The organism is Candidatus Kryptonium thompsonii (assembly GCF_001535985.1).
GTDB classification, from domain to species: Bacteria; Bacteroidota; Ignavibacteria; order Kryptoniales; family Kryptoniaceae; genus Kryptonium; species Kryptonium thompsonii.
The window spans coordinates 1-24,942 of the sequence record NZ_CZVS01000028.1 but is presented as its reverse complement, the minus strand read 5'-3'; the positions used below and the strand labels follow the sequence as shown (position 1 = coordinate 24,942).

Here is a 24,942-nt window from a genome sequence, read left to right as displayed (position 1 = left end):
TGAAATTTTTAGTGCTATTTGATGATGTCGTTTTTAGGGAAAAAGTTCCATATAAAGTTGTGTTACCAATTATGTGAGTTATTCCCGCCGTGAAACCAAGCGTATTGAACTTCCCAGCATCCCATTTTAGATTTACAAAAGGAATTTTATTTTCAACAAGCATAGTGTGTTCAAAAAATAGCGAAATATTGTAAAACGGTGGAACTGTCAAATAAAGTGGTCTTATGTCTTTGAAGATTTCAAAATAAAGTCTTCTCAAACCATGAAGTTTAAAAATTTCAACTTGAAAACCGCTTAATCTTTCAAGTATGGGGAAGGTATTGTTGCGATAGTTTATAAAATAATCAAAATTTTTTGTCCTTGTGTTAAGCCACAATCCAAATTTTGTTTCGTTATAATCAAAAAGATAAGCTCCGTTTGTAAAGATTCCAGGTCTTGCTCCATCTCTTTGTGCAAACCAAATTGATGGTCTTACGCTAAACCAATATCTTTCAAGTGGCGGGTTTAGTTGCGTTTGTTCAAGTAGTTTTATCTGAACCTTATTGAAAACGCCTGTTCTGTTGTTTAACCTGTTAACATCCCTTAATTTTAATCTGCTATCAATTTCAACCATCTTCACCTTTTTGTCAAATGAAAGCTCAAACTCATAAACTGGGTTAACCCAAAACCAGTGGGGAAGTATTATCGCATTAGCTTCTTTCTTTGGTTTAAGTTGAAGGTCAAGCGGTATTATGACTTTTTGATATGTACCATCTTCAAAATAAATGTAAAAGTCAATCGGCATAACAATTTGCCCATGATTGCGCAATTTAACTTTGATGCTGTATTTTCTTAAGCCATTTTCAGATATCCATTTACCAGAAAAGCTTTCAATTCCATAATCACATTTTCTTGTAGTTTTAAGCCATTGATCGAAAAACCAATCAAGTTCCATTCCACTTACTCTTTCGGCAACCCTTTCAAAATCTTTTGTTGTCGGGTGCTTGAAGCTCCATTCTTTGAAAAATTCCTTCATAATAAGATCAAACACGCTGTCTCCAACGACATATTCAAGCATTTCAAAAACGGATGCGCCCTTACCGTAAACAGCATTTGTGTAAGCGACCGACTCACGGAAGAAATCTGAGTGTAGGAGGGTTGGTTCCTCATAACCAAATTGTGAAAATCTTATGTAGTTTTTATAACCGCCGAAGATGTCAAATTCAGGCCTTAACAGTCTATCGAACAAAGAAGAATCATTTCTCCATTTCTCGCCCAATAATTTTCTAAAGACCCTTGGAGTTACAAAACTTGCTCCGCCTTCATCTATCCAGGCCTCTTTTGATTCATTGTTTCCAATTAAACCATAGAACCAATTATGCCCGATCTCATGTGCGAGAATTCCGATCATGCTTGTTCTTCCGCGGTATCCAGTTATCATTATAAGCATTGGATATTCCATCCCACCATCCCCTGCTTGCGCAACTGTGAAACTTTTATAGGGATATTTATAAAACCATTCGCTGTAAAGTTTTATTATCTCTTTTGTAAATTTTCCCGTCTCCCGCCACAACATATAAACATCGGGTTGGTAAAGGAGATGAATTATTACGGTATCATTGTCAAGCGTCATCCATGTTATCTCGTGGATGTAATCTCTATCTGCAACCCATGCGAAATCGTGGACATTTTCAGCCTTGAAGTGCCAGGTTTTTAGTTGTGTTTTTAACTCTTTTTTCCACTGTTGGGGAAATATCACCGTATCAACTGGACCGAGTTCATATCCGCACATGACTTCATTTGGGTTTTGAATTACCCCCGTTGCTCCAACAAGATAATCCGATGGCAAGGTTATCTTTACATCAAAGTTTCCCCATACCCCATAAAATTCTCGTTCAATGTATTGGTCCGCATGCCACCCCTCAAAGTCATATTCACAAATTTTAGGATACCATTGAGCCATGCTGTAATCAATTCCTTCTCGATTATTCCTTCCATTTCTTCGCGTTTGTTTTGGAATTTGGGATTCGAATTCCATTTCAAGTTTTACAAAATGACCTGGGGCAAGTGGTTTTTTAAGCTTTGCTCTTAAAATGGTATCAAAAATTTCAAAATCAATGTCCTCATCATCGGCCTTTAAAAACTTAACATTTGTCCAACCATATTCATCAGGTTTCATCGCTCTAATCCTTTCACCAAGTCCATTTCTGATGACATCACCGCGAATTTGCATCGAACTGCCAGGTTTAAAAGCATTTAAATAGAGATGATAGTAAATCTCGCGAAGCGTATCTGGCGAGTTGTTATAGTAAATTGCCGTTTGTTTTCCAGTGAGTTTATGTGTTTTCGGATCAAGGGAAACATCCATCGTATAATCAACCCTTTGCTGAAAATAGTCGGACCTCTGTGCAAGGGAAAAGTTTAAAATGATAAAAACAACAAAAATAAGTTTTGTGTTAAAGCGAGCGGTTATTCCCATGTGAAGGCTTCGGTTATTTTTTGAATTTCTTCTTCGGTGAGTTTAAAGTTCACTGCCCCAGCATTTTCCTCAACTTGTTCTGGATTTCTTGCACCTACAATTGCGGTTGTTATGCCGGGTTGTGAAAATGTCCAGTTGATGACAATTTGAGCGAGGGTTGCGTTTCTTTCCTTCGCGATCGGCTTTATCTTTTCAAGCGCGTCGAGAACTTTCTTTCTGTTTTCGGGTTGGAACCAGAATTGTTTCTTTCTTAAATCTCCACTTTTGAATTCGGTTTCCATCGTGATTTTGCCCGTTAAGAGACCTTGCTCAAGTGGGCTATATGCCAGGATTGAAATTTTATTTTCAATGCAAAATGAAGCGATCTCATTTACTATAGCGCGATCTACTAAACTATATTTCACCTGATCGCTTTCAACGCGTGCATATTTAAAAGTTTCCTTTAAAAGATTTAAGTCAAAATTGCTCACACCAAATGCTCTTATTTTACCCTGTTCCTGAAGTCGAACCAAAGCTTCAAGCGATTCATCGATCGGCGTTGTTTTATCGGGCCAGTGAATTTGGTAAATGTCAATGTAATCTGTGTTAAGTCGTTTTAAACTTCTCTCACATTCTTCAATTATCGAGTTTTTTCGTGCGTTTTTGTAAACATAGTATCTCTTTCCATTAAAGTAAGTATCAAAGAAAAATTCACCTTCGTCTTTATCCCACCTCAAACCACATTTTGTTGCTATGATGACATCATTTCGCCTGCCCTTGATCGCTTTTCCGACAATTTCTTCGCCTAATCCAAATCCATAAACTGGAGCGGTATCAATGCAGTTCATCCCAAGGTCGATTGCTTTGTTAATTGCCTTGATTGCGAGTTCTTCATCTGTTCCACCCCAATACCATCCACCAATTGCCCATCCGCCGAAAGTTATAACAGGGATTTGAATTTCGGTTTGCCCAAATTGTCTGTATTCCATTTTTTGTTATGCTTTTGTTTTTGATATGTTATATCCGTAAAGCCAGTATGCTATTTCATTACTTTTATTTCTGACGGAGTGAATTGCACCTCGCGGGATAAACCATTCATCTCCAGGGTTTAGTTCTGCTACTTCTCCATCGCACTCAATTTCGAGTGTAACATTTAAAGGTGTTACAAGTTCATCGGTATCGTGCACAAAGTTTTCCCATCTTTGTCCAGGTGGGTCAACCCAGATATCAGTTGTAAAGCCACGCTCTTGCCATTCTTTTTCAATTTCTTCTTTGTCTTTTCCAAGCCATTTCCCTCTTTCAATGAATAAGGGCATACTCCTTGTGTTTTTTGTTAAAAATTTAAAGAGTTGCCAAGCATAAAAACAACTTTGGTTTTTAGTTGTTTTATTTTTAAGTCGTGGCTAAATTAAATTAGTTTCCAACTGAACTTTTAAAACAAAGCGTAAACTAACATGCTGGGTGATTATAAAAAGTATCTTGAGACGGCAAAGAAGGTATTTGAAGAAAATAAAACTCTTACTCTTGTAAGTCGTGGTAAAGATGGTAAGGTTTGGGCTGGAAAGGTTTATTTCGGTGAAGAAGATGGATATATTTATGTTGCACTTGAAAAAGGGAAAAATTATTTCAATATCATTGAAAATCCCCATGTCTTTTTTGTGATTGAACATGGCGTTCCGGATAGATTTATCCAAGGCGAGGGAATCGCTGAAATGCTCGGGGATATAGCTGATGTACCTGAACGAAGTATAATTTTTAGAAAAGCGATTGAGCTTGTCGTATACGCGAAGAAAATCCCTGGGGTTACGGTTTTTAGAATAAGGCCGACGAAACTTTACATCTCCGATTTCACCGAGGAATGGAAGCCAAGAGCTGAGATTGAAGTAACAGATGAGGTTTTAAGGCTTTTTCAAACAGAATTAAAAACGAGATATAACTTCTTAAAAGTTGCTTTTAGAGCGATAAGACCGTTTGCATTTCCAGCTACAATTGCGCCTGTTTTGCTTGGAACTTTTATAGCTCCACATGTTTCAATTCCGATGTTTCTTCTTGTATTATTTGGTCTTTTAATTGCGCATTCCGCTGTAAATGTTTTAAGCGATTACTTTGATTATATTCGCGGTGCTGATACATGGCGAGTTCTTGGCTCGAGTCGTGTCCTTGTGGATGGTTTGATGAAACCGAAGCATCATTTATTTCTTGGTTTAAGTTTGCTTTTGATATCTCTCGGGGTAGGCTTTTACTTTGTGTTCGCTGTTGATTATAAAGTTTTGTATTTTATAATCCCAGGTTTAATTCTTGGGCTTTTTTACACTGCTCCACCAGTTGGATTTAAATATAGAGCGTTGGGCGACCTCGCGGTTTTTCTTGCATTCGGACCTATTATGACGCTTGGGGTTTACTACATTCAAACAAGGGAAATCTCATTAATTCCTGTTATCCTTTCAATTCCGATCGGACTTTTGACGACGGCAATTTTACACGGGAATAATTTTAGGGATATCAAGGAAGATACTGAAGCTGGATATAAAACTTTCGCCGGTGTTATAGGTGTCAAGGCTTCAAGTTATTATTATGCTGTTCTTGTTTCGTTTGCGTATTTGTTGGTGGTTTATTTCATTTTTGAAAAGTTCTTGCCTGCCCTTGCAATACTTTCGTTTTTAACATTGCCCGTCGCAGTGAAAAATATTAAAGTTTCGTTCAATCAAGCGCTTGTAAATTTCACATTCCTTGATTTGTTGACTGCTAAACTTCAACTTTACTTTTCAAGTTTGCTTATAATCGGAGTAATTTTTGAAAAATTTTTACTTTAACTTCGCTAAAATAGAACATTAACATTAAAATGAAAATTACACTTGGTCTAAAACTTGTAGCTGATATCTTAACAACGCTTAGATTTTTAATCGGTCTTTACATCGTAAGATTCTCAACCTTTGAACCGAATAATGGCGTCCCACTGGCTTCAGTTTTTTTTGTGGATCGCATGGGTGACGGATTTATTGGATGGGCCAATTTCACGACTTGATCCAAGAAAAGTTCAAACTTGGGTAGGGAGACATGATTTGACGGCAGATGTTACAGTTTCGCTTGGGTGTTGGCTTTTTCTGATTTTCTCAAATTTAATTAACCCGTTTATTGGTTTTGGATATATCTTTCTTGGCGCATTTCTTTTGTGGTATTTTAAGTCCGAATATTTGGCGTGGGCTTTTCAAGCACCTCCGTATGGGATGATGATTTTGGTTGCGTTAAAACATGCGCCCACATATGGAATGTTGCTTATTGTTTGGATTGTAATTGTAGTCATAATAACTTGGCCGAGATTCCCCAAATACACCCTGCCCGAGTTTTTGAGAGGGATGAGAGCACTGTTTAAATAAGTAGCAGGTAAACCTTTTGTGGACCGTGAACGCCAGGGACAATTACCTTTTCAATATCAGCTGTTCTGCTTGGTCCAGTTACCATAAAAATTGAATCGAATTTTCCTGCCGTTTTTGCGAAAAGTTCCTCAAATGTTGAGCAAATTTTTCCTCTATCTGCAATTATTATGTGAATTCGTGGAAGTAGTATACTCGATTTGAACCTGTTTTCTTTGTGAATGAAAACTATAGTCCCTGTTTCTGCAACCAAAAAGTCACATCCTGTAATTGACGCATCTATCTGTGCAAGTTGTTCTATTGAGTGCGGTTGCGTGATTATCTGAGTGACGGACAAGTTTTTTAAAATGTCGTCAATTTCATTTTCAAATTTTTCAATGAAGACTCGAGCTATGTTTTCAGTGGTGATGATAGACGAGATGTTGTTAAAAATTCCCTGGGAAGTTGTTTCAATAAAAATTCCGCCAACCCTTTCAAATTCAAATTTGAACCTTTCTATAAGATCAGTTTCGCCAACAACTTTCATTTGTTCTTTATGCTTCAGTTTCTTTTAATTTTTCCCATATCTCTTTAAAAGATTTTTCTGCAAGTTCAGGAAAAGCTCGTTCGCTTGACCATTTTTTAAATTTTGGTTTTATGCCCAACTTATAAAAGTATCTTAAAAATTTGGAACCAAACTTGTAAAGTTTATGATTTTTCATCCCGATCAGCCACAGCTTAAAAATTAACTTCTCAAACCGAGATGTAAAACCAGAATTAACAGCTTGAGACCTCAGCCAAACCAAAAGATGGGGAATCTCAATTTTAACTGGGCAAATTTCATAACATTTTCCGCATAAGGAAGATGCAAACGGTAAAGGCGTCGCTTTATCAAGTCCAAATTGTGCTGGGGTTAATACAGAACCAATCGGTCCTAGATAAATCGAGCCGTAGGCATGTCCCCCAACTCTTTGGTAAATAGGGCAAGCGAGCATGCAAGCACCACATTTGATGCAGTAAAGCGCTTGTTTTAACTTCTCCGACTTCAACAGGTTGGTTCTACCGTTGTCAAGTAAAATGACATAAATTTCCTCGGGTGAATCTGGTTTACTCTTTTTGGGTGCATTTATAATTGAAACGTAACTTGTAAACCTTTGAGCTGTTGCGCTTCTGCCCAAAATTTTGAAGAAAACTGTTAAGTCGGCAAGTCGTGGAATTACTTTTTCTATTCCTGTAATGACGATATGAATTTTGGGGAGAGTTGTGCTTAAGCCTGCATTTCCTTCGTTTTCAACTATTACGACGGAACCTGTCTCAGCTATAAGGAAGTTAGCTCCAGATATGCCGAGGTCAGCGTTTAAAAACTTATGTCGCAAAAATTCTCTGGCGATGCTTGTTAGTTTTTCGGGCTCATTTGTATATTCGACTCCAAGTTTTTCAGAAAAGAGCTTTCCGATTTCATCCCTTGATTTGTGCATTGCTGGAGCTGTGATGTGCGATGGCATCTCGCCAGCAAGTTGAACGATGAATTCCCCAAGGTCGGTTTCAACCGTCTCGATTCCATTTTCCTCAAGAAACTCCCTTAATCCAATTTCCTCCGTTACCATCGATTTGGACTTAACGCATAATTTTGCGTTTATTTTTCGGGCTATTTGAAGCACATAGTTTTTTGCTTCGGACGCATCTTTCGCTCGTAAAACTTTAATTCCATTTTCCGTCGCCCTTTTTTCAAATAGTTCAAGGTAATGGGAGAGGTTTTCGATGGTGTGTTTTTTTATATCATGAGCCCTTTGTCTTAAATCTTCCCAGTTGGGAAGTTCTGAAACTACTTCAACCCTTTTTGAAAGCGTGTGGGAGATTGCACGAGTTAAGTTCTTTCTTAAATTTGTATTCCTAAGGGCTTTTAGCGCATTCTCTTTAAATTTTAATGGTGTATAGTTCATCCGTGATTTTAATCTTTGTTAGAAGTTAGATAGAATTTGTGCTATGTGAATTGTTTTAATGTTAAGCCTATTCTTTCTCGCATAACCATCGATTTGCATAAGACAGCTTTGGTCTGTAGAGGTTACAAACTCAGCACCTGAATTTAAAATGTAATTAACCTTATACCTTGCCATATCGGATGATATCTCTGGAAATTTAACCGAAAAAGTTCCACCGAAACCGCAACAATCTTCCGAATTTTCCATCTCGATTAGTTTTAATTTTTTAACATTCTTTAGAAGGATCCGGGGCTCCGTTTTAACCCCGAGTTCTCTTAAAGCATGACACGAGTCATGATATGTTACCGTATGGTTGAATTCAGCGCCAGTTGAGTCGATGTTCATAACTTTCACAAGAAATTCGGTCAATTCAAAAGATTTTTTCGCTATGTTTAGCGATTCTTCATCACTAATGATTTCGGGATAAAAAATTTTAACCATACTGATGCACGAACCTGATGGGGAAATGATGTAATCAAAATCAGAAAAGGTTTTGATAAACTTTCTTGCCAAAATCTCCGCTTCTTTCCAATATCCAGTGTTAAATGCGGGTTGCCCACAGCAGGTTTGTTCAATCGGGTAATCAAACTTTATCCCAAGCTTTTTTAAAATCTTTACAGTCGCAACTCCAACTTCGGGGTAAAATTGATCAATGTAACAGGGAATAAAAAGGGCAACTTTCATTTTAAAATCTGCTTTGTTCTTTGATTAAAGATAATAACACATACATTTGGAATCAAATTTAGCCTGCCCACTTTTGAATCTGACAATTTTTCAGTAGAGTGGAGCTTTTCATTGCAAAAGTTATTTAAAGACTTGAATTTTTGAAGATCTTTTTTGGTTTGTCTAACAAACTGTCACTTGACAAATAGAGAAATTTTTATTATATTTATATCGCAATATAAAAATATTTGAATATAGCGATATGGATTTGAAGAAGTTGAAAGATTTGGACTTTGCCGAAGAGGCGGAGATATTGAAAATTCTTGGTCACCCAACTCGGTTGAAAATCATATGTGGTATAATTGAACAAGATTTATGTGTGGGTGATATAGGTAATTGCCTTGATGAACCGCAACCCAAAATTTCTCAACATCTCGCTTTGCTGAGGGCAAAGGGCATTGTGAAGGCGGAAAGGGATGGATTAAATATAAAGTATAGAGTTGTTCATCCGCTCGTTATAAAAATTGCCAAAATCCTTGAAAAGGAAAAATTGAAGAGCTGAGGGTTGGTATGAGGGAAAAAGTGTTTGATTATACGCAAATGGCGGAAACATTAAAAGTTCTTGGGCATCCAGTTCGCCTTAGAATAATTAGTGAATTAATTGGCTCTGATAAAACTGTTTCCGAGCTGTGGCATTCTGTTGGTCTTCCGCAGTCACTTGTTTCGCAACATCTTTCGATTTTGAGACATAGCGGGATTATAAAGAGTGTTCGAAAGGGCAGGTTGGTTTATTATTCAGTGGTAAGTCCAATTGCAGTTAGAATTTTAAATTTAATTCAAAAACAAAAATAAAAAGGAGGGATTCAAGTTATGTTTCTTGATGCTGACGACAGGGAAGAATTGAAGAAAAGATTTGAGGAAAATCTGGCTAATAAGGTCAAATTAATTCATTTTACTCGTGAGCTTGATTGTCAATATTGTAGAGAAACAAAGCAACTTCTGACAGAACTCGCTGAACTTTCTGATAAAATTCAGTTGGAAATTTATAACTTCTACACAGACGAGGATAAGGTAAGGGAATTCAAAATAGATAAAGTTCCTGCAACTGTCATCGCAAGTGAAAACAAAGATTATGGGATAAGGTATTTTGGTATCCCTTCAGGTTATGAATTTGCATCGCTTTTGTCGGACATTGAAATGGTTTCCCGTGGAGCTTCAGGCTTAAGTCAAAGGAGCATTGAAAAAATAAAGGAAATTGATGTTCCGGTTCATATCCAAGTTTTTGTGACGCCAACATGTCCATATTGTCCAAGCGCAGTACATCTTGCACATCAACTTGCAATGGAAAATGATTTAATCACTGCAGATATGATAGAGGCAATTGAATTCCCAGATCTTGCCGAGAAATATATGGTAATGGGTGTTCCTAAAGTTGTGATGAACGATGTCTATTACTTTGAAGGTGCGTTGCCCGAAAGACATTATGTCGATAAAGTTGTTGAAGCAGCGAGAAAAACCAAAGAAGCACTTAAACAACAAAATTAAGTTAAACTATGGCTGAACGACTCGTTGTAATTGGTGGCGTTGCTGCTGGGATGAGCGCAGCAAGCAGAGCTCGAAGGTTAAGACCTGATATGGAGATCACTGTTTTTGAAAAAAGTGGGTTTGTTTCGTATGGTTCGTGTGGTTTGCCATATTTTATCTCTGGTATAATAAAAGCGCCAGAAAATTTGGTTGTTTATGATGCAAAATTTTTTAAAGAGAAAAGAAACATTGATGTTTTTGTCCATCATGAGGTTTTGAAGATATTTCCTGCGAAAAGAACAATTCTTGTTAAAAATCTTGAAAATGGTAAAGAATTTGAAGTCGGATATGATAAACTTGTGATTGCAACTGGTGCCAGGGCTGTAAAGCCAAATATAAAAGGGATTGAGCTTAAGGGTATCTTTACAGTTAGATTCCTTGAGGATGGAATCAAGATAAAGGAGTTCATCAGTGAAAACTCTCCGCGAAAGGCTTTGATAGTTGGAGCTGGATATATAGGTATGGAAATGGCTGAAGCGCTTGTTTCACTTGGAATGGATGTGACAATTGTTGAGCAAATGCCAAATATACTTGGGACAATGGATGAAGAGATAAATGAAATTGTCGAGCAGGAACTTCAAAGAAACGGTGTAAAGCTTTTAAAGTCTGTCTCCGTTAATGAATTTATTGGAGAGAATGGATATGTTAAAAAATCAGTTTTAAGTAATGGTCAGGTGATTGACGCTGAGCTTGTTGTGGTTGGAGCTGGAATAAAACCAAACTCTGAAATTGCGAAGGAAGCTGGGATTGAAATTGGGAAGACAGGGGCGATAGCGGTAAATCAAAGGATGGAGACAAATATACCTGGAATTTACTCCGCTGGCGATTGTGCAGAAGTTTATCATCTTGTTTTAAATCGCCCAGTTTACATTCCCCTTGGAACCACAGCGAACAAACAGGGGAAAATCGCTGGTGAAAATGCTGCTGGCGGGAATGCAGTTTTTAAAGGTATTGTTGGGACGGCGGTGTTTAAGGTTTTTGATTTGGAGGTGGCGAGAACCGGAATCTCTGAAAAGCAAGCAAAATCTGAAGGGTTTGATTATGTTGCAACTTTGATCGAGCATGGTTCAAGAGCACATTATTATCCTGGTGGAAGCAAGATAAGGGTTAAACTTATTGCAGATAGAAAGACTGGGCGTTTGCTTGGGGCTGAAATGGTTGGAAAAGATGGCGTTGCTAAAAGAATTGATGTTTTTGCGACAGCAATTCATGCGAAATTGAGTGTTGATGAAATTTCTGACCTTGATTTAAGCTACGCACCACCGTTTGCACCTGTATGGGATCCAATTTTGATTGCTGCAAATGACCTTGAAAAGAAAATAAAGAGAAATTAGCTTTTATGGAGCAGAAACAACCAAAAGTTATAATTTTTACAACTCCAACCTGCCCATGGTGTAGAGCAGCAAAACAATACTTCATGCAAAAGAAGGTGAAATTTACTGAAGTTGATGTAACAAAGGATCAGCGTGCGGTTAAAGATTTGATTCGTCTCACAGGTCAAACTGGCGTACCTGTAATTTTGATAAATAATCGTCCTGTTGTCGGATTTGACAGGACAAAAATTGATCAATTACTTGGGTTAAAATAAAACTTAAAATAAAAACAAAAATAAGATTGGAGAAAAAATGAAGATTAAACCACTTGATGACAGAATTCTTATCGAACCACTTGAAGAGGTTGAATCAAAGACAAGTTCTGGGATTATAATTCCAGACACAGCAAAAGAAAAACCAAGGGTAGGGATCGTCATCGCTGTTGGCACCGATGAGGATTTACAATCGAAGATTAAAGTCGGTGATAAGGTTCTGTTTGCAAAATATGGCGGTGAGGAGATCGAAATGAATGGGAAAGAATACAGGATTGTTTCCAGAAGCGACATACTTGCAGTAATTGAGGATTAGAAAATTAATTTTTGATTTGGTTATGAAAATTTCAATCCCAACAGACGACGGCGAGCATGTCTCCGAAGCCTTTGGGCATGCTCGCTACTTTTGGATTCTGGACACAGATACTCATGAAACAGATCTAAGAAATAATATTGAGATGCATAATACTCATGAACACATGCATTCTATACATGATCATGGAAGACATAAAAGGGCGGAGATAATAGCTGAGCTTTTGAAGGATGTCGAGATTATAATTACATCTCATATTGGGAAACCAATGATTGATAAGATGCTTTCGGAGGGAAAAGTAATTTATATTGCTCCGAAGAAAATTAAAATATCTGACGCATTAAGTTTATATTTTAACGGACAACTTAAGAAAATAAAACAAGAAGCTTGATATGGCAAAAATACTTATTCTCGGTGGCTCATTCGCTGGTCTTACAGCGGCGCTCGACTTAAAAAGAAAACTTAAAGATAAAGCAGATATAACGGTCATCTCAAAGACGAAAAATTTCGTATTTATACCTTCTCTAATTTGGGTTCCGTTTGGATGGAGGAAACCCGAAGATATTTCTTTTGAGATTAAGCCAATGCTCGAGGATCGTGGTATTAATTTTATTCATGCTGAGGCAACGAAAATTATTCCTGAAAAGAATCAAGTTGAAACGACGGCTGGAACATACGATTATGACTTTCTTTTGATCGCTACAGGTCCCGATTTAAATTTTTCAGAAGTGGAAGGGCTTGGTCCACATAATGGTTATACGACATCTATTTGCACTGTTGATCATGCGCTTCATGCTGGTAAGAAATGGGATGAATTTATCAAGGATCCAGGACCAATTGTAATAGGAGCGACACAGAAAGCAAGTTGTTTTGGTGCAGCTTATGAGTATGTTTTTAACATTGAATACGCAGCGAGGAAAGCTGGAATAAAGGATAAAGTGAGCATCACATTTGTGACGGCTGAGCCATTTCTTGGGAATTTTGGAATAGGTGGAGTTGGAAATTCTCAAAAGATGACCGAATTTTTCTTCAAGAAGCTCGGCATTCGTGGAATTACAAATGTAGCGATTGAGAAAATAACAGAGGACAAAATTTATCTCTCAAATGGTGAAGTTCTTCCGTATAAATATGCTATGATAATTCCGCCATTCCTTGGTGTTAAAGCAATTCGTAATTCTGGGATTGGAAACGAAGCTGGATTTATACCAGTTGATGATACATATAAACATGTGAACTACGATAACATTTACGCAGCTGGTGTTGCAGTTGCTATAAAGTATCCTGAACCAACGCCGATACCAATTGGGGTTCCCAAGACTGGTTATATGTCCGAGGTGATGGCAAGGGTTGCTGCTGACAATATTGCATCAAGGGTTCTTGAGACAAACCATGCGAAAAAACTTAAATTTGAAGATATAGCGCCACTTTGTGTTATGGATGCTGGAAATATGGGTGTTCTTTTCATTGCGAGCAGGGTCTTTAGACCGAGAAAGTATCATATACTTTTCCCAGGCCCCTGGTCACACTGGATTAAAGTATGGTTTGAGAAGTATTACCTTTGGAAAATGAGGAATGGTTACTCTCAATTGCCATAGGGTGATTGAATTTCAATAAAAAATTGCTTATTTTTAACCAATAAATTTTAGCGAAACATTTCCGAAACTTCGGTTGTTATCAGATTGTTATTAAATTATGAATCGGTTTATTTAAAAACTTAAGAATGGAGATAGTATTGTGATTACGACACCTGTAAATAAGCAAAAGGCAAGGGTAATTGGGATGGTTATAACGGACTGTCCTAATTGCAAAAACCAAATCTTTCTTGAAAAGCAAAGCGTAAAGATATGCCCATACTGCGAGGCGGAAGTTCACTTGGACATTGAAAATATCGATGTTCGTGTTTGGGCGCTTGTTCCTGAAAGACCCGCTCGCAGAAGAAGGAGAAGAAGCAAGACTGAAGATATTGACTTTTTAACAAATTAATTCAGGGAGCCAACCAATGAAGGTAAATGAAGCAACATGGGATAGGGTCTTGCGTGTAATCGTTGGTCTTTTTCTTCTTTCATTCTTGATTTGGATGGAAGGAAATTCAAAATATTGGGGATTAATCGGGCTTCTTCCGCTTATAACTGGGCTTGTCGGTTATTGCCCAGCATATTCGCTTTTTAAGGTTTCCACTCGTAAAGAGTCTTAAAACTCGGGGAGTTGGGATTTTCAAAGCCCCGAATTTTTTCGGGGCTTCTTTGTAAAATAAAAACTTTGGAACATGTTTGTATTTTATATTCTTGTAGGTGTGCTTCTATTTTTTATTTTAATGAACTTAAGCGTTGTGTTAAGAGCGAAGTTAAAGAAAGGTCGTTTAGTTCCCGATATTGGTGGGGAAATTGGTAGAGCGATTGATAAAGGTGAAAAAGTTATACTTTACTTTTATAGCCCAACCTGCTCCGCCTGCAAAGTTCAAACCCCAATAATTGATAAACTTATCAACTCTGGAAATGGCAAAGCAAAGATATTTAAGATTGATGTGAGCAGAGATGTAAATGTTGCTTTAAAACTTGGGGTTATGGGGACGCCTTCAACCGTAGTGATCGAAAATGGCAAGATTAAAGAATTTTTCGTTGGAGTTAAATCTGAAAATATATTAAGGAGGTTCTTATGAAATATGGGATTTCAAAACCTGTGAACTTGACTTATGAAGAGGCTGTTAATAAAGTTACTGAGGAATTAAAAAAGGAAGGCTTTGGCGTTTTAACTACCATAGACGTTAAAGAGACGCTAAAGAAAAAACTTGATGTTGATTTTGACAAATACATAATACTTGGTGCTTGCAATCCCCCTTATGCCTATAAAGCTTTACAAGCCGAGTATGAACTTGGGCTTATACTTCCATGTAATGTTATAGTTTATGAAAAAGATGGGAAAGTTACTGTGTCTGCATTTGATCCGATGGTAATGGCGGAGATAATTGATAATCCGAAATTGAGAGAGATCGCACTTGAGGTTAGAGAGAAGATAGAGCGAGTTATTCAAAATGTTTAAAAAACAAGTTGAAAAAGGGAAAATGAAGAGAAAAAATCAGAAAAATAGAACAGAGCTACTTCCAATAATTGGATTTATAATTTTAATCTTCACAATTGGTTATCTTGGCTATACTGCGAAGAACGCAGATAAAATCAAAGCAGATGAAGAAAGCTATTCCACAATTGGAACCGCCTTAGCAAGTGTTCCTTCCGATTCAAAGCCAGCTCCTGATTTTGAACTTCCAGATGTCAATGGTAGGAAGGTTAAGCTATCAAATTTTAAAGGTAAGATAATTATCCTTGATTTTTGGGCTACTTGGTGCCCACCTTGTAGAGCTGAAATACCTGGCTTTATCGAGCTTTATAAGAAGTATAAAGATAAAGGCGTTGAAATAATTGGTATTTCACTTGACGAGGGTGGAGTAAAGGATGTCTTGCCATTTATGAAGGAATTCGGGATCAATTACACAATTTTAATTGGTAACTATAAAGTGACGCAGGATTACGGTGGAATTCGTGGGATACCAACGACTTTTGTAATCGATAGGAAGGGTAATATAAGAGCAAAATATGTGGGTTATCGCCCGAAGGAAGTTTTTGAAAGAGATATAATCATGCTTTTAAATGAAAAATGAAGTTGTAAAATCATTTTATTTAACTCTTCCAAGGTTTGAAGATAAATTTCTGCGAAGATGCTCTAAGTGCGGAAACGAGACGATATTTATCAGAAGGTGTTGTGGTGATAACGAGGTTTGGCGATGTGAAAAGTGTGAATATGTTGAGAAAGAAGTAAATCAAAACATCTGGTATTATTATATTTGGGCAAAATAAACTTGTTTTTGTATGATGATTTCTGGAATTATTGGGGCAATCATAGGTGGAATTTCAGGATTTTTAATTGGTCGGTATTTTTCAAAGTTAGGGGGTGTGTGTCCACTTTTGTGTAATCCCAAGATAAGTACTTTGTATTTTGCTTTGCTTGGTTTTTTGCTTGCGTATAAAAAATTTTAAAATAAATTCAGGAGAATGAAAAATGCCAAATGTCGAAATTAAATTTGTCGATGGAATGACCTTTATTGGTAGAGGAGACTCTAACCATTGGGTAGTTATGGATAGTGCTGAAACTGTTGGCGGGACCAATGCGGGGACAAGGCCAATGGAACTTGTTCTTATCGCACTTGGTGGTTGCACGGGAATGGATGTTGTCAGTATATTGAAGAAGAAAAGGGTTAAATTTGACAAGTTCGAAATGAAAATTACAGGGGATAGAGCTGAAGAACATCCGAAAGTTTATACAAAGGTCAATATTGAATATGTAATCTATGGCGATGGGATAAACCCCAGAGATGTTGAACATGCGATTGAACTTTCACAATCAAAGTATTGTTCTGTGTCAGCGATACTTAAAAAGTCGGGTGCTCAAGTAAACTATACTTATAAAATAGTTCAACCAAAACCAGAGGAAGTAAAAAATGAATAAGTTGATTTTAGCACTTACTTTGGTTTTTCTGGTTTTAGTTCAAAGTGATGAAAAAATTCAAAAAGCGCTTGAGCTTGGGCGGGACGCATCAAATAAACTTGTTGATTCGGTTAAATCCGTCTTGTTTCAAGAGCTCGGTAAAGGTGGTTATGTTGGTGCAATAAAAGCATGTTCAAATATTGCGCAGGATATAATAAAGACATATCAGGAAAAACATGGTTTTTATATTAGAAGGATAAGTGAGAAATATAGGAACAAGCTTGATAAACCTGATGATTATGAACTTAAAATTTTAAGGAAACTTGATGAACTTAACAAGAAGGGTGAACTACCCCAAGAGTATTATGAAGTGGTTGAGGAGAACGGAGTGCGGTATTTAAGATATTTTAAGCCGTTGATAGTTCAGCCTATGTGTTTAAATTGTCACGGGTCAGATGAATTTTTGAAGAAGGAAATAAAAGAATTTTTAAAAGAGAAATATCCAGATGATAAAGCAGTGGGTTATCAAGCAGGCGATTTTAGAGGTGCGGTAAGCATTAAAATTAAACTAAGTGAGGATTTGTTAAAAAATTAAGAAAGCTGATTTAAAGTGCATAAATTTAACCCAGAGCACGCAAGCAGACTACTGAGCGAAGAAAGACGAAAAATCTTACCGCCCGAGGAAATTTTAAAATCGTGTGGATTAGAAGAAGGGATGACAATGGTTGATGTTGGTTGTGGTAATGGTTATTTTACCATCCCTGCTTCTAAAATTGTCGGCGATAAAGGGAAAATCTACGCAGTTGATATTCAAGAGGAAATGATAAACCAACTTAAATTAAATGATTTGCCCGAGAATGTGATTCCAATACTTGCAAAAAGTGAGTATAAATTTCCAATTGAAGATAAAATTAGTGATTTCACCTTTCTTGCATTTGTTACACATGAGAACGAAAACATCGAAATGTTTTTAAATGAGATTAAGAGAATAACGAAGGATAGCGGTAGAATTGTCATCCTTGAGTGGAAAAAACAGCATGAGGAGATGGGACCACCATATGAAGAAAGAATATCACAAGATGAGTTGATATCGGTATTGGAGGAAGTTGGTTTATCAATAATTGAATATGCCGATGTAAATCAATCGCATTATAAAATAGTGGGTGTTAAAAAATGAAAACAAAGAATAAAGTTTTAATCTTTCTTTTTGCGTTAGTTTATTTCTTTGGCTGTTCGGTTCAAGGTGTAAAATATGACCAAGAGATTTATCTTGATGTAAGTCCTGTTGAAGCAAAGAGAAAGATAGAAAAGGATAGAAATGTTCTTATTCTTGATGTTCGAACGGTGGAGGAATTTTCTGAAGAGCATATTAAGGGAGCGATAAACATACCTGTTCAAGAAATGGCGAAGCGATTGGATGAATTGAAAAAATATAAGAACTATGATATAATCGTCTATTGCAGAAGTGGAAGCCGAAGCAAAAGGGCAAGCGAGATTCTTGTCAAGAATGGGTTTAAGCATGTTTATAATCTCTCTGGAGGCATCATCGAATGGAAAAAATATTTTGAGGTGGAAAAATGAAGAAAATCACGAAAGATATAACAATTGAGGATCTTGTTACTGAATTCCCTGAATCAGTTGGATTTCTGATGAAAAAGGGAATAAAATGTATTGTTTGTGGTGAGCCGATATGGGGAACGCTTGAGCAAGCGATAAAGGAAAAAGGGAAAGAAGGTGAAATGGAGCAAATAATCGATGAATTAAACGAGGTTCTTGGTTTAAAAGAAGAAAAAGAGAAATAGACCGCATGAAACGGTTAAGATTTTTGATTTTTTCTGGCGTTGGTGCTGTTGCAGGTTATCTTTATTATTTCTTCATTGGTTGTAAAACTAACACATGCCCAATTACTGCAAATCCATATCTATCAATGCTTTATGGCTTTCTTATAGGGTTTGGAATTTACTGGGCATTTTTCGATAACAAAAGAAAGTAATGTGAATGGCGGTTGCACTTCAAATAAGTTTGTATCCATTGAGACAGATGGATATAATAGAACCTATCGATAAAGTTATAGATGTTTTCAAATCCTATGGGCTTGAAACTCATGTTGGTTCAATGAGCACGCTTGTTTATGGCGATGATGAAAAAGTTTTCAAAGCACTTCAAGAAGCGTATGCAAAAGCTTCAGAATTTGGCGAGTTCGTTATGGTTGCAACACTTTCAAATGCGTGCCCATTGCCATTAAAATTTGACATTAAATAGGTTATCTTCTCTGTCTGTAACTCTGAAGAAGTTGCTGCATTACATCGGTTGACAATGATAAACCTTGAATATTGAGAACAACAACAGTCATCATATCACTTATTACAATTGCCTGATTTTGGGGATCGCTGTAAAGATTATCAATTCTATCAACAATTTCTCCAACCTTTGTTGAGCCAATATCCGTATATCCAGTCCATTTTTGAAACACAGCATCAGCGGCATTTTGATTTATAATGCCGTTCTTTTGCAGATTGGCTAACGCATCTTTTAAGACATCATCACCCCATGTGACCCCATTCCAGAATCCAGCGACGAAGTAAATTTTTGCATTTTTATCAAGCCCCTGCCACCATTTGCCATCACGCACAGATTGAGAATAAAGCGAAGCAGCAAAAATAATTAAAACAGAAACGACAAGTGAAACTCTACTCATGGTAAATCTCCACAAAATTAATTTTTTAAATATTTTAACCGCACAATCCATTACCCCAATAAGAGGAAGTTCCCAAGTTGGGATTAATGAATAAGTGCAAAAGCAGTATAACTAAATAAAAAGTTAAATCCAAATAAAAAATTACCAGACCGCGATCCCATCAGGCTCTTTGCCCGTTTTTATGGTTCTGACCATTTCCCCTGTTCCAAGTTTAATTACGCTGATAATATCCGCGTTTGAATTAGCAACATAAATGAAATTTTGTTTATCAATAGCAATACCTATTGGCACCGGGCTATCTCCAAAAACCGAACCAAATAATCTCCCTGCTTTTTCGACATCAGATTTTTCAGCTGTTTTAACTCTTCTCAAAACATTTTTACTTATTGCATCAACGATTGCTATTTCTCCGCTCCTTGCGCAGGAGATTACAGCAAACTTTCCATCTTTTGAAAATTTAACACGGATTGGGAAACCGTCAACTTTAAACTTCTTTTTAACATCAAGCGTTTTTACATCAATCACAGCGACGCTATCTTCGGCTCTGTTCGTAACCCAAACTTCCTTCCCATCCGGTGTGATATCAATTCCTTCACTACCCTTACCAGTTAGTATAGTTTTGATAAGTTCCCCTTTGTTTAAATCAATCACACTTACACTTCCAGAGCCAATATTAGCAACAAAGCATTTCGATTTATCCGGTGAAATTACGAGCATATGGGAAACTTCCTGTTCGGTTTTTATCTCCTTTACAATCTTTTCATTTTTAACATCAACAATGGCTATTGATTTATTTGCTTCTACTGTTACGACAACTTTTTCATTGTCAAGCCATTCAACGCCATGAGGTCTGCGAAGTTCGCCGAGGTTTATCACTTTTTCAAGTGTTAATTTTTCAAGATTATAAATTGAAAGTGAATTACCGGGTTTTTCACGAGTCCCGTAATTTGTGACAATGGCGTATTTTTTATTGGGTGAAATTGCAACTTCATGCGGAGCTTCACCAGTCTGGAGTTGAGATATCAAGCTATCGTTTTTAAGGTTGAAAAACATAGCCGTATTTTCAGATTTATTAAGCACAATTAAGTTCTGTGATGTCGCAAGAGAAAGCGAGAGAAACAAAGCTGGTATTAATCCTTTGAGCATGACTTCACCATGATTTTTGTTTTTTAAATTAAATTAAATTACTAATGTTTACCTTGACTGCGCAAGATTTTTTAACTTTTCAAAATTCAAGATTACGATTTTTTTGCCTTTTACTTCAATTAACCCATCATCTTGAAGTTTTCTTAAAGCCCTTGAGAGCGTTTCAATGACCGTTCCAAGGTATGAAGCGAGCATAGATCTTGAGATGTTTAGCGTTAACTCATTTCCCCCTCTGCTTTGACATTGCTTTTCATATTCTTCAACAAGATAGGTCGCTAATCGTTGGGGGACATCTTTTGATGTTAACTTTTCAATTTGTTGAGTTAATTCTTTTAATCTCTTTGCGAAGCCCTGCAAGATTTTTAAAGAAATTTTTGGATTTTTAACGAAAAGTTGAAGAAATTTTTCCCTCGGTATGAAGAGAAGAATCGAATCTTCAATTGCTTCACAACTTGAGTCGTATGTTTTCCCATCGAACAAAGGAATTTCAGCGACAAGGTTGAACGGTTCAACTATTTGTAAAGTTATATCTTTACCGTCGGAGGTTAATTTAAAAATTCGCACCGCACCCTTTAAAAGTATGTAAAAACCAAGGTATGGATTTCCCTCCGAAAAGATGATTTCCTTTTTTGAAAATTTTTTTAATTGCGATATCTGTGTGAATTTACGAAGCTCTTCAGTTGATAACTCGGAGAAAAGCGGAATTTGTTTTATTGTATCATGATCGGGCTTCATTTGAGTTCATCTTTTAATTTCAAGGAGGCCGAGAATGTACGCTCCTGCGCCGAAGCCAACCATGGGATATTGACCTTGGTAATCGGAATTAAATTCGTCGTATAATTCAGCTATGAGATTGTAATTTAGATTTGATTGAGAAGTTATCCAATCAAGGATTTGCTTTGCTTCCTTTTTAAATCCCGATTTTTTCATCGCAACGGCAACCCTTAAGTCAATAAAAATCCATTCCTGTCTATCATACCAATCCCCGTTGTTAACTCTAAAGAAGCCAAATCTATTTTTTATTTTAAGATTTTTCTTTATCGCTTCAATTGTTTTTAGTGCAATTTCGCTGTTTGCAGGAATTAAGTCAAAGTTTATTGCCTCAACTACACTTGCATCAAAATATTCAAAGTCGCTTTCATTTTCTGCTTCAATCGTTCCTTTTATCACTCCATTTTTATCGACGAAATTTTTCAAGAAAGATTTCAAAATTGAATCAGCAAAAGAGTTATAAAATTTTTCGGCTGTCTTCTCTTTTAGAAGCCCTGCAACCTTTGCGAGCGATCTTAACCCTTTTATCGCCGCTATTGTTGTATATGCGTAATGTTTCCCAGGCAAATGTCTTTCCCATGGTCCCGATTCAGCTCGAATAACCCCATAATTATCAATTGAAGAAATCAACACATCTGCTATTTTGGTCGTCACTGTGTCCCAATATGTTATGGCAAAATCAAGATCACCGCTTTTTTCAACATAATTTCCGAAAGCCCACAGAAAAAGTCCAAAACCGTCAAGTTCAATGTTGGGACCATCTTCATTATGGTCAGATTCTTCTATCCCATTCCCGTAATATTTGCAGACGGTAATTTTATAATCTTTTTTAACTCCGTAATCTTTCCCTTTGTGGATAAAGTTTTTATAAGTTCCAACTTTCGCTTTGAGCATGAATTCAAGGGCTGCCCTTGCTTCATTAAAATATCCGAGTTCAATTAAAGCGTTTATTGCGTAAACCCCATCTCTTACCCATGTGTAAGTCCATTCACCAGGGGGGAAGCGAGGCAAGAATTTGTCCATAGGGACTTCCTTTCTCTCGACATTGTGCCATTTTTATAACGGCGAGTGATTGTTTGAAAAGCTCAATTTCTTTTTTTGTTAGGTTCTCAAGGTTAAAATTTGGTCTTTTAATAAAATTGTTCCAAAACTTTATCTCATCGTTAAGAATATTGTCGTTTTCGGTCAACTCTGAAAACTTTTGTATTTCTTCTTTTGTGCTTGATGAAGGAATGGCGATAAAAACTCTCTTTTCAACTTCTCCACCAGTTCCATCACTTCGTTTTACAGTTTTTGTTTTTATGACTTTTTTAATTTGTAGTTGTTGAATTTCAAAGACATCGCTTAATATATCTTCAGATGTTATTTCGCCATAAATTGTATTTGCCCTAAAGTAAATTTTGCTCTGCCTGTATTTTTTATTGATTTTACAGATTGCGACCATCACTGGTGCGTCAATTTGAAAAGGGGCAAAGAGGAAGATTTGAACCCCAAGTTTTTTGTAATTCGCAAAAATTATATTTGTTCCATTTATATAGCTAACTTCATCTTCTGGAATCTCCGATAAATCATATTTTTTTCCGTCAAGTTCAACAATAAAGTTAGCATCATGTATGATATTTTTTGTGTAGTTTCCAGGCGATGCGATTTTATAAATATGTTCATACATTGATATGAGTTTATGGTTTTCGACGCTGTAAACGATGGCTGTTAAGCCATTGCTTGAGACGAGCTCCTTTGCGGAGCGATGTGGTTTAGTTATTTCAGTCATTTTTATATTGAAATCTTTCTTCAAAATTAATCCAATTGGAGCTTTAAAAATTCCACCATCAAAACCAAAATCGCAAACTCTAACAGCGATGACATTATTTTTAGTTTTTAACAAACCTTTTGGCACAGGATATGCACGAAGCGTCGTCCATTCTGTTCTTCGTTCGGGTGGAAATTTGCCCGTCTCACCAATTTTAGAGCCATTTAAATAAGTTTCATCGGCGTCGTCTATACTACCAAGCAATAAAATTAAATCTTCATTCAAAAGATTCTGTGGCACATCAAAATGTAATCTATACCAGACGAAACCATCGTAATCTTCAAAGCCTTGGCTTTCAAATGTTGAAGGAACTTTTATTTTAGTCCAATCCGAATCGTCAAATTCGGGTTCAAGCCATTTTAAGTTATCGCCCGTTTTGAAAAGCCATTCACCAGCAAGATTTAATTTAAGTTTAAAATCTTGAGCCGAAAGAATTGAGACCAGGAAAAAGAATAGTAAAAAAATTTTCTTCATCGAGTTTTTAAAGTCTCTTTAATTTTAACATACTTACTTTTGAGAAAATTGTTTGAATGGAAAATTAGGTTTTCGGCAAAGTGCGAGAACCAAAAGTCTCGGTTATGTTCACCTGGGTAAATTTTAAATTCGTGTTTTACACCTTTTCTTTTTAATATCTCGTGCATTTTTAGGTTAGAATCTTTCAGCCAGTCTTTATCGCCGACATAAAAGAATATGTTCAAACCATCAAAATGCTGTGATGTTAACTCCTGTGCGATTGATGTTGGCTGAATTGAATACCAATAAATTGAATCTCCGTTGTGGATATATTTTTTATCTTTAACCCTTTCAAACGGAATTTCCAGAGCTCCCATCATGCTTCCGATTGAGATAAATTTATCAAAATACTTAAATCCAAGAAGCATTGAACCAAATCCACCCATTGAAACTCCATCAATTGCTCTCGTCTCACGATGTGGTATTGTCCGAAATGTTGCGTCAACATAATTGATCAAATCATCAACGATATATTGCTCATACATCCTTTTCCTATCTTTTGAATTTGCGTAAAAGGAAGAATCCGCATCGGGCATGATGATTATCATTTCGACAATTTTACCAATTTTTATCAAGCTGTCCACCACGGAGTTTATATTGTCATATTTCCAGGATTCATCGCTTCCACCATAGCCATGTAAAAGGTATAGCACGGGATAGCGTTTCTTTATATCAATATCATAGCTTGGGGGAAGATAAACATAAAAATATCTCTCTTCTTGAAGCCATCGTGAGAAAAATCCAACTCGGAAGAATCTGCTGTTGTTCCCAATTTCAAGCAAAGAACCGTTCTCAAACTTAAAGTATCTTATTTGTTCATCGCTAAATTTTAAAACGCCCGCTGTATCTTTTATCAATCTGACATAATCAGCGATTAAAATACTGTCGTTTTCGGGAGAATGATAGACTTTAAAATCAACATAATCAATTGAATATCTATTATCAGTTAGAAAGTTGCTTATCTGATTTAAATCTCTTTTCCAGAGTGTATATGTTTTTTCGTTTTCTCTAAATTTTAGGCTTAAAAAAGCAAGATATGAAGATAAATTACCCCTTGTGAGAAGCGAGTCCATCAATTTAACAGTTAAAAAAACAGCATTGTATTCATCTTGACTTGCGAACTTTTTCTTTTCATTTTTCATTTGCCATAGTTCATCTCTTGAAACTATCAAAATCGGACCTTCGTAAATTCCACCACCAAGCCCAAGATCTTCAACTCTTACTGCTATGACATTATCGTTGTCGTATTTTATAAGGTCGTTGGGAATGAAATAAATTCTTTCAAAGGTCCAACCCCTTGTGCTCCCAATTAATTCACCATTGAAATAAACCTTGTCGTTATCATCAATTTTACCAAGATAGAGAAAAAGTTTTTTGTTTTTAAATTGTGATGGTATTTTGACATGTTTTCTATACCATGCAACTCCATCAAAGTTGTACCCTTGCTTTTCCCATTGAGATGGAACTACAATTTCAACCCAGCCAAATTCATCAATTTTTTCTTCGCTCCAATTTTCAGCGTCACCAATTCTGAAGAGCCATTTACCTGATAATTCTATTTTTTCAGCTGGGTGTCCATTATCTATTTTTTGTTTTGTATTTCCACCA

General features: G+C 36.5%; 36 protein-coding genes. 24 read left to right on the top strand and 12 right to left on the bottom strand.

Annotated elements, in window-relative coordinates; genetic code table 11:
- From AWW78_RS05060 to AWW78_RS05050, 3 genes are all read right to left on the bottom strand, one after another.
- A partial coding sequence (locus AWW78_RS05060; RefSeq protein ID WP_075426128.1) for a M1 family metallopeptidase occupies positions 1-2,458 on the bottom strand: 2,458 nt, incomplete at its 3' end.
- On the bottom strand, positions 2,449-3,426 hold the full coding sequence (locus AWW78_RS05055) for an aldo/keto reductase (protein WP_047134440.1): 978 nt from the start codon (positions 3,424-3,426) through the stop codon (positions 2,449-2,451). The genes AWW78_RS05060 and AWW78_RS05055, both read right to left, overlap by 10 nt.
- A 6-nt stretch (positions 3,427-3,432) precedes the next feature.
- A complete protein-coding gene (locus tag AWW78_RS05050) occupies positions 3,433-3,753 on the bottom strand; it encodes a cupin domain-containing protein (RefSeq protein WP_047134439.1) in 321 nt (106 codons plus the stop codon).
- Positions 3,754-3,891: 138 nt separating this feature from the next.
- Here AWW78_RS05050 and AWW78_RS05045 point away from each other — a divergent pair, with 138 nt between their 5' ends.
- Together AWW78_RS05045 and AWW78_RS05035 are read left to right on the top strand one after the other, a co-directional pair.
- Positions 3,892-5,250: a prenyltransferase gene (locus tag AWW78_RS05045; protein WP_075426127.1), complete on the top strand. Its 1,359-nt coding sequence runs from the start codon at positions 3,892-3,894 to the stop codon at positions 5,248-5,250.
- A gap of 174 nt (positions 5,251-5,424) precedes the next feature.
- Positions 5,425-5,814 carry a hypothetical protein gene (locus tag AWW78_RS05035; protein ID WP_141653894.1) on the top strand — a complete coding sequence of 130 codons (390 nt, stop codon included), beginning with the start codon at positions 5,425-5,427 and terminating at the stop codon, positions 5,812-5,814.
- Here AWW78_RS05035 and AWW78_RS05030 read toward each other — a convergent pair.
- Genes AWW78_RS05030 through AWW78_RS05020 form a run of 3 tightly spaced genes read right to left on the bottom strand, consistent with a single transcriptional unit; the run spans position 5,807 to position 8,456 of the window.
- On the bottom strand, positions 5,807-6,337 hold the full coding sequence (locus tag AWW78_RS05030; protein WP_075426124.1) for a LutC/YkgG family protein: 531 nt from the start codon (positions 6,335-6,337) through the stop codon (positions 5,807-5,809). The two genes, AWW78_RS05035 and AWW78_RS05030, sit on opposite strands and share 8 nt — an antisense overlap.
- A 7-nt stretch (positions 6,338-6,344) precedes the next feature.
- Positions 6,345-7,733 (bottom strand): LutB/LldF family L-lactate oxidation iron-sulfur protein, encoded by a 1,389-nt coding sequence (locus AWW78_RS05025; protein WP_047134437.1) that lies wholly within the window; start codon positions 7,731-7,733, stop codon positions 6,345-6,347.
- A gap of 18 nt (positions 7,734-7,751) precedes the next feature.
- Entirely contained in the window at positions 7,752-8,456 is a 705-nt protein-coding gene (locus AWW78_RS05020) for a (Fe-S)-binding protein (RefSeq protein WP_047134436.1), read from the bottom strand.
- A gap of 241 nt (positions 8,457-8,697) precedes the next feature.
- Here AWW78_RS05020 and AWW78_RS05015 point away from each other — a divergent pair, with 241 nt between their 5' ends.
- From AWW78_RS05015 to AWW78_RS04915, 22 genes are all read left to right on the top strand, one after another.
- Positions 8,698-8,997, top strand: coding sequence for an ArsR/SmtB family transcription factor (locus tag AWW78_RS05015; RefSeq protein ID WP_047134435.1), 300 nt, complete (start codon positions 8,698-8,700; stop codon positions 8,995-8,997).
- 8 nt (positions 8,998-9,005) lie between these two features.
- On the top strand, positions 9,006-9,287 hold the full coding sequence (locus tag AWW78_RS05010; RefSeq protein WP_047134434.1) for an ArsR/SmtB family transcription factor: 282 nt from the start codon (positions 9,006-9,008) through the stop codon (positions 9,285-9,287).
- An 18-nt stretch (positions 9,288-9,305) separates the two neighbouring features.
- On the top strand, positions 9,306-9,980 hold the full coding sequence (gene pdo / locus AWW78_RS05005; RefSeq protein WP_047134433.1) for a protein disulfide oxidoreductase: 675 nt from the start codon (positions 9,306-9,308) through the stop codon (positions 9,978-9,980).
- An 8-nt stretch (positions 9,981-9,988) separates the two neighbouring features.
- On the top strand, positions 9,989-11,353 hold the full coding sequence (locus AWW78_RS05000) for a CoA-disulfide reductase (protein WP_047134432.1): 1,365 nt from the start codon (positions 9,989-9,991) through the stop codon (positions 11,351-11,353).
- Positions 11,354-11,358: 5 nt separating this feature from the next.
- The gene (locus AWW78_RS04995; RefSeq protein WP_047134431.1) at positions 11,359-11,607 is read left to right on the top strand and encodes a glutaredoxin family protein; all 249 of its coding nucleotides are present in this window, start codon (positions 11,359-11,361) and stop codon (positions 11,605-11,607) included.
- Between the two features lie 37 nt (positions 11,608-11,644).
- On the top strand, positions 11,645-11,920 hold the full coding sequence (locus AWW78_RS04990) for a co-chaperone GroES (protein WP_047134430.1): 276 nt from the start codon (positions 11,645-11,647) through the stop codon (positions 11,918-11,920).
- Positions 11,921-11,942: 22 nt separating this feature from the next.
- Complete coding sequence (locus AWW78_RS04985) at positions 11,943-12,308, top strand: NifB/NifX family molybdenum-iron cluster-binding protein (RefSeq protein WP_047134429.1); 366 nt, start codon at positions 11,943-11,945, stop codon at positions 12,306-12,308.
- A 1-nt stretch (position 12,309) separates the two neighbouring features.
- Positions 12,310-13,512, top strand: a complete 1,203-nt coding sequence (locus AWW78_RS04980; protein ID WP_047134428.1) for an NAD(P)/FAD-dependent oxidoreductase — start codon at positions 12,310-12,312, stop codon at positions 13,510-13,512.
- Between the two features lie 139 nt (positions 13,513-13,651).
- Positions 13,652-13,900: a hypothetical protein gene (locus AWW78_RS04975; protein WP_047134427.1), complete on the top strand. Its 249-nt coding sequence runs from the start codon at positions 13,652-13,654 to the stop codon at positions 13,898-13,900.
- 16 nt (positions 13,901-13,916) lie between these two features.
- On the top strand, positions 13,917-14,111 hold the full coding sequence (locus tag AWW78_RS04970) for a YgaP family membrane protein (protein WP_047134426.1): 195 nt from the start codon (positions 13,917-13,919) through the stop codon (positions 14,109-14,111).
- A 72-nt stretch (positions 14,112-14,183) separates the two neighbouring features.
- On the top strand, positions 14,184-14,576 hold the full coding sequence (locus AWW78_RS04965; protein ID WP_047134425.1) for a thioredoxin family protein: 393 nt from the start codon (positions 14,184-14,186) through the stop codon (positions 14,574-14,576).
- Positions 14,573-14,956, top strand: a complete 384-nt coding sequence (locus AWW78_RS04960; protein ID WP_047134424.1) for a DUF302 domain-containing protein — start codon at positions 14,573-14,575, stop codon at positions 14,954-14,956. The genes AWW78_RS04965 and AWW78_RS04960 overlap by 4 nt, the downstream gene beginning before the upstream one ends.
- 22 nt (positions 14,957-14,978) lie before the next feature.
- The gene (locus AWW78_RS04955; protein WP_159420992.1) at positions 14,979-15,572 is read left to right on the top strand and encodes a TlpA disulfide reductase family protein; all 594 of its coding nucleotides are present in this window, start codon (positions 14,979-14,981) and stop codon (positions 15,570-15,572) included.
- Entirely contained in the window at positions 15,562-15,768 is a 207-nt protein-coding gene (locus tag AWW78_RS04950; protein ID WP_047134423.1) for a hypothetical protein, read from the top strand. The genes AWW78_RS04955 and AWW78_RS04950 overlap by 11 nt, the downstream gene beginning before the upstream one ends.
- 15 nt (positions 15,769-15,783) lie before the next feature.
- Positions 15,784-15,948, top strand: coding sequence for a YtxH domain-containing protein (locus AWW78_RS10435; RefSeq protein ID WP_234697901.1), 165 nt, complete (start codon positions 15,784-15,786; stop codon positions 15,946-15,948).
- A gap of 22 nt (positions 15,949-15,970) precedes the next feature.
- The gene (locus tag AWW78_RS04945) at positions 15,971-16,417 is read left to right on the top strand and encodes an OsmC family protein (protein ID WP_047134422.1); all 447 of its coding nucleotides are present in this window, start codon (positions 15,971-15,973) and stop codon (positions 16,415-16,417) included.
- Positions 16,410-16,991 carry a Tll0287-like domain-containing protein gene (locus AWW78_RS04940; protein WP_075426123.1) on the top strand — a complete coding sequence of 194 codons (582 nt, stop codon included), beginning with the start codon at positions 16,410-16,412 and terminating at the stop codon, positions 16,989-16,991. Before AWW78_RS04945 ends, AWW78_RS04940 begins: the two co-directional genes overlap by 8 nt.
- Positions 16,992-17,006: 15 nt before the next feature.
- On the top strand, positions 17,007-17,573 hold the full coding sequence (locus AWW78_RS04935) for a class I SAM-dependent methyltransferase (protein ID WP_047134421.1): 567 nt from the start codon (positions 17,007-17,009) through the stop codon (positions 17,571-17,573).
- Entirely contained in the window at positions 17,570-17,977 is a 408-nt protein-coding gene (locus AWW78_RS04930) for a rhodanese-like domain-containing protein (protein WP_082359546.1), read from the top strand. Before AWW78_RS04935 ends, AWW78_RS04930 begins: the two co-directional genes overlap by 4 nt.
- A complete protein-coding gene (locus AWW78_RS04925; RefSeq protein ID WP_047134420.1) occupies positions 17,974-18,198 on the top strand; it encodes a DUF1858 domain-containing protein in 225 nt (74 codons plus the stop codon). The genes AWW78_RS04930 and AWW78_RS04925 overlap by 4 nt, the downstream gene beginning before the upstream one ends.
- A 5-nt stretch (positions 18,199-18,203) precedes the next feature.
- Positions 18,204-18,389: a hypothetical protein gene (locus AWW78_RS04920; protein ID WP_047134419.1), complete on the top strand. Its 186-nt coding sequence runs from the start codon at positions 18,204-18,206 to the stop codon at positions 18,387-18,389.
- 5 nt (positions 18,390-18,394) lie between these two features.
- The gene (locus AWW78_RS04915) at positions 18,395-18,658 is read left to right on the top strand and encodes a YkoF family thiamine/hydroxymethylpyrimidine-binding protein (RefSeq protein WP_047134418.1); all 264 of its coding nucleotides are present in this window, start codon (positions 18,395-18,397) and stop codon (positions 18,656-18,658) included.
- 1 nt (position 18,659) lies between these two features.
- Here AWW78_RS04915 and AWW78_RS04910 read toward each other — a convergent pair whose 3' ends face one another.
- The 6 genes from AWW78_RS04910 to AWW78_RS04885 form a co-directional block, all read right to left on the bottom strand.
- The gene (locus AWW78_RS04910; RefSeq protein WP_047134417.1) at positions 18,660-19,094 is read right to left on the bottom strand and encodes a hypothetical protein; all 435 of its coding nucleotides are present in this window, start codon (positions 19,092-19,094) and stop codon (positions 18,660-18,662) included.
- Positions 19,095-19,235: 141 nt separating this feature from the next.
- Positions 19,236-20,240, bottom strand: a complete 1,005-nt coding sequence (locus tag AWW78_RS04905) for a YncE family protein (RefSeq protein WP_047134416.1) — start codon at positions 20,238-20,240, stop codon at positions 19,236-19,238.
- 48 nt (positions 20,241-20,288) lie between these two features.
- Entirely contained in the window at positions 20,289-20,975 is a 687-nt protein-coding gene (locus AWW78_RS04900) for a Crp/Fnr family transcriptional regulator (RefSeq protein WP_047134415.1), read from the bottom strand.
- 6 nt (positions 20,976-20,981) lie between these two features.
- Complete coding sequence (locus tag AWW78_RS04895; protein WP_047134414.1) at positions 20,982-22,034, bottom strand: glycoside hydrolase family 15 protein; 1,053 nt, start codon at positions 22,032-22,034, stop codon at positions 20,982-20,984.
- Positions 22,000-23,295 carry a beta galactosidase jelly roll domain-containing protein gene (locus AWW78_RS04890; protein ID WP_075426122.1) on the bottom strand — a complete coding sequence of 432 codons (1,296 nt, stop codon included), beginning with the start codon at positions 23,293-23,295 and terminating at the stop codon, positions 22,000-22,002. The genes AWW78_RS04895 and AWW78_RS04890 overlap by 35 nt, the downstream gene beginning before the upstream one ends.
- On the bottom strand, positions 23,292-24,942 hold a 1,651-nt coding region (locus tag AWW78_RS04885; RefSeq protein ID WP_075426121.1), incomplete at its 5' end, for an alpha/beta hydrolase. The genes AWW78_RS04890 and AWW78_RS04885, both read right to left, overlap by 4 nt.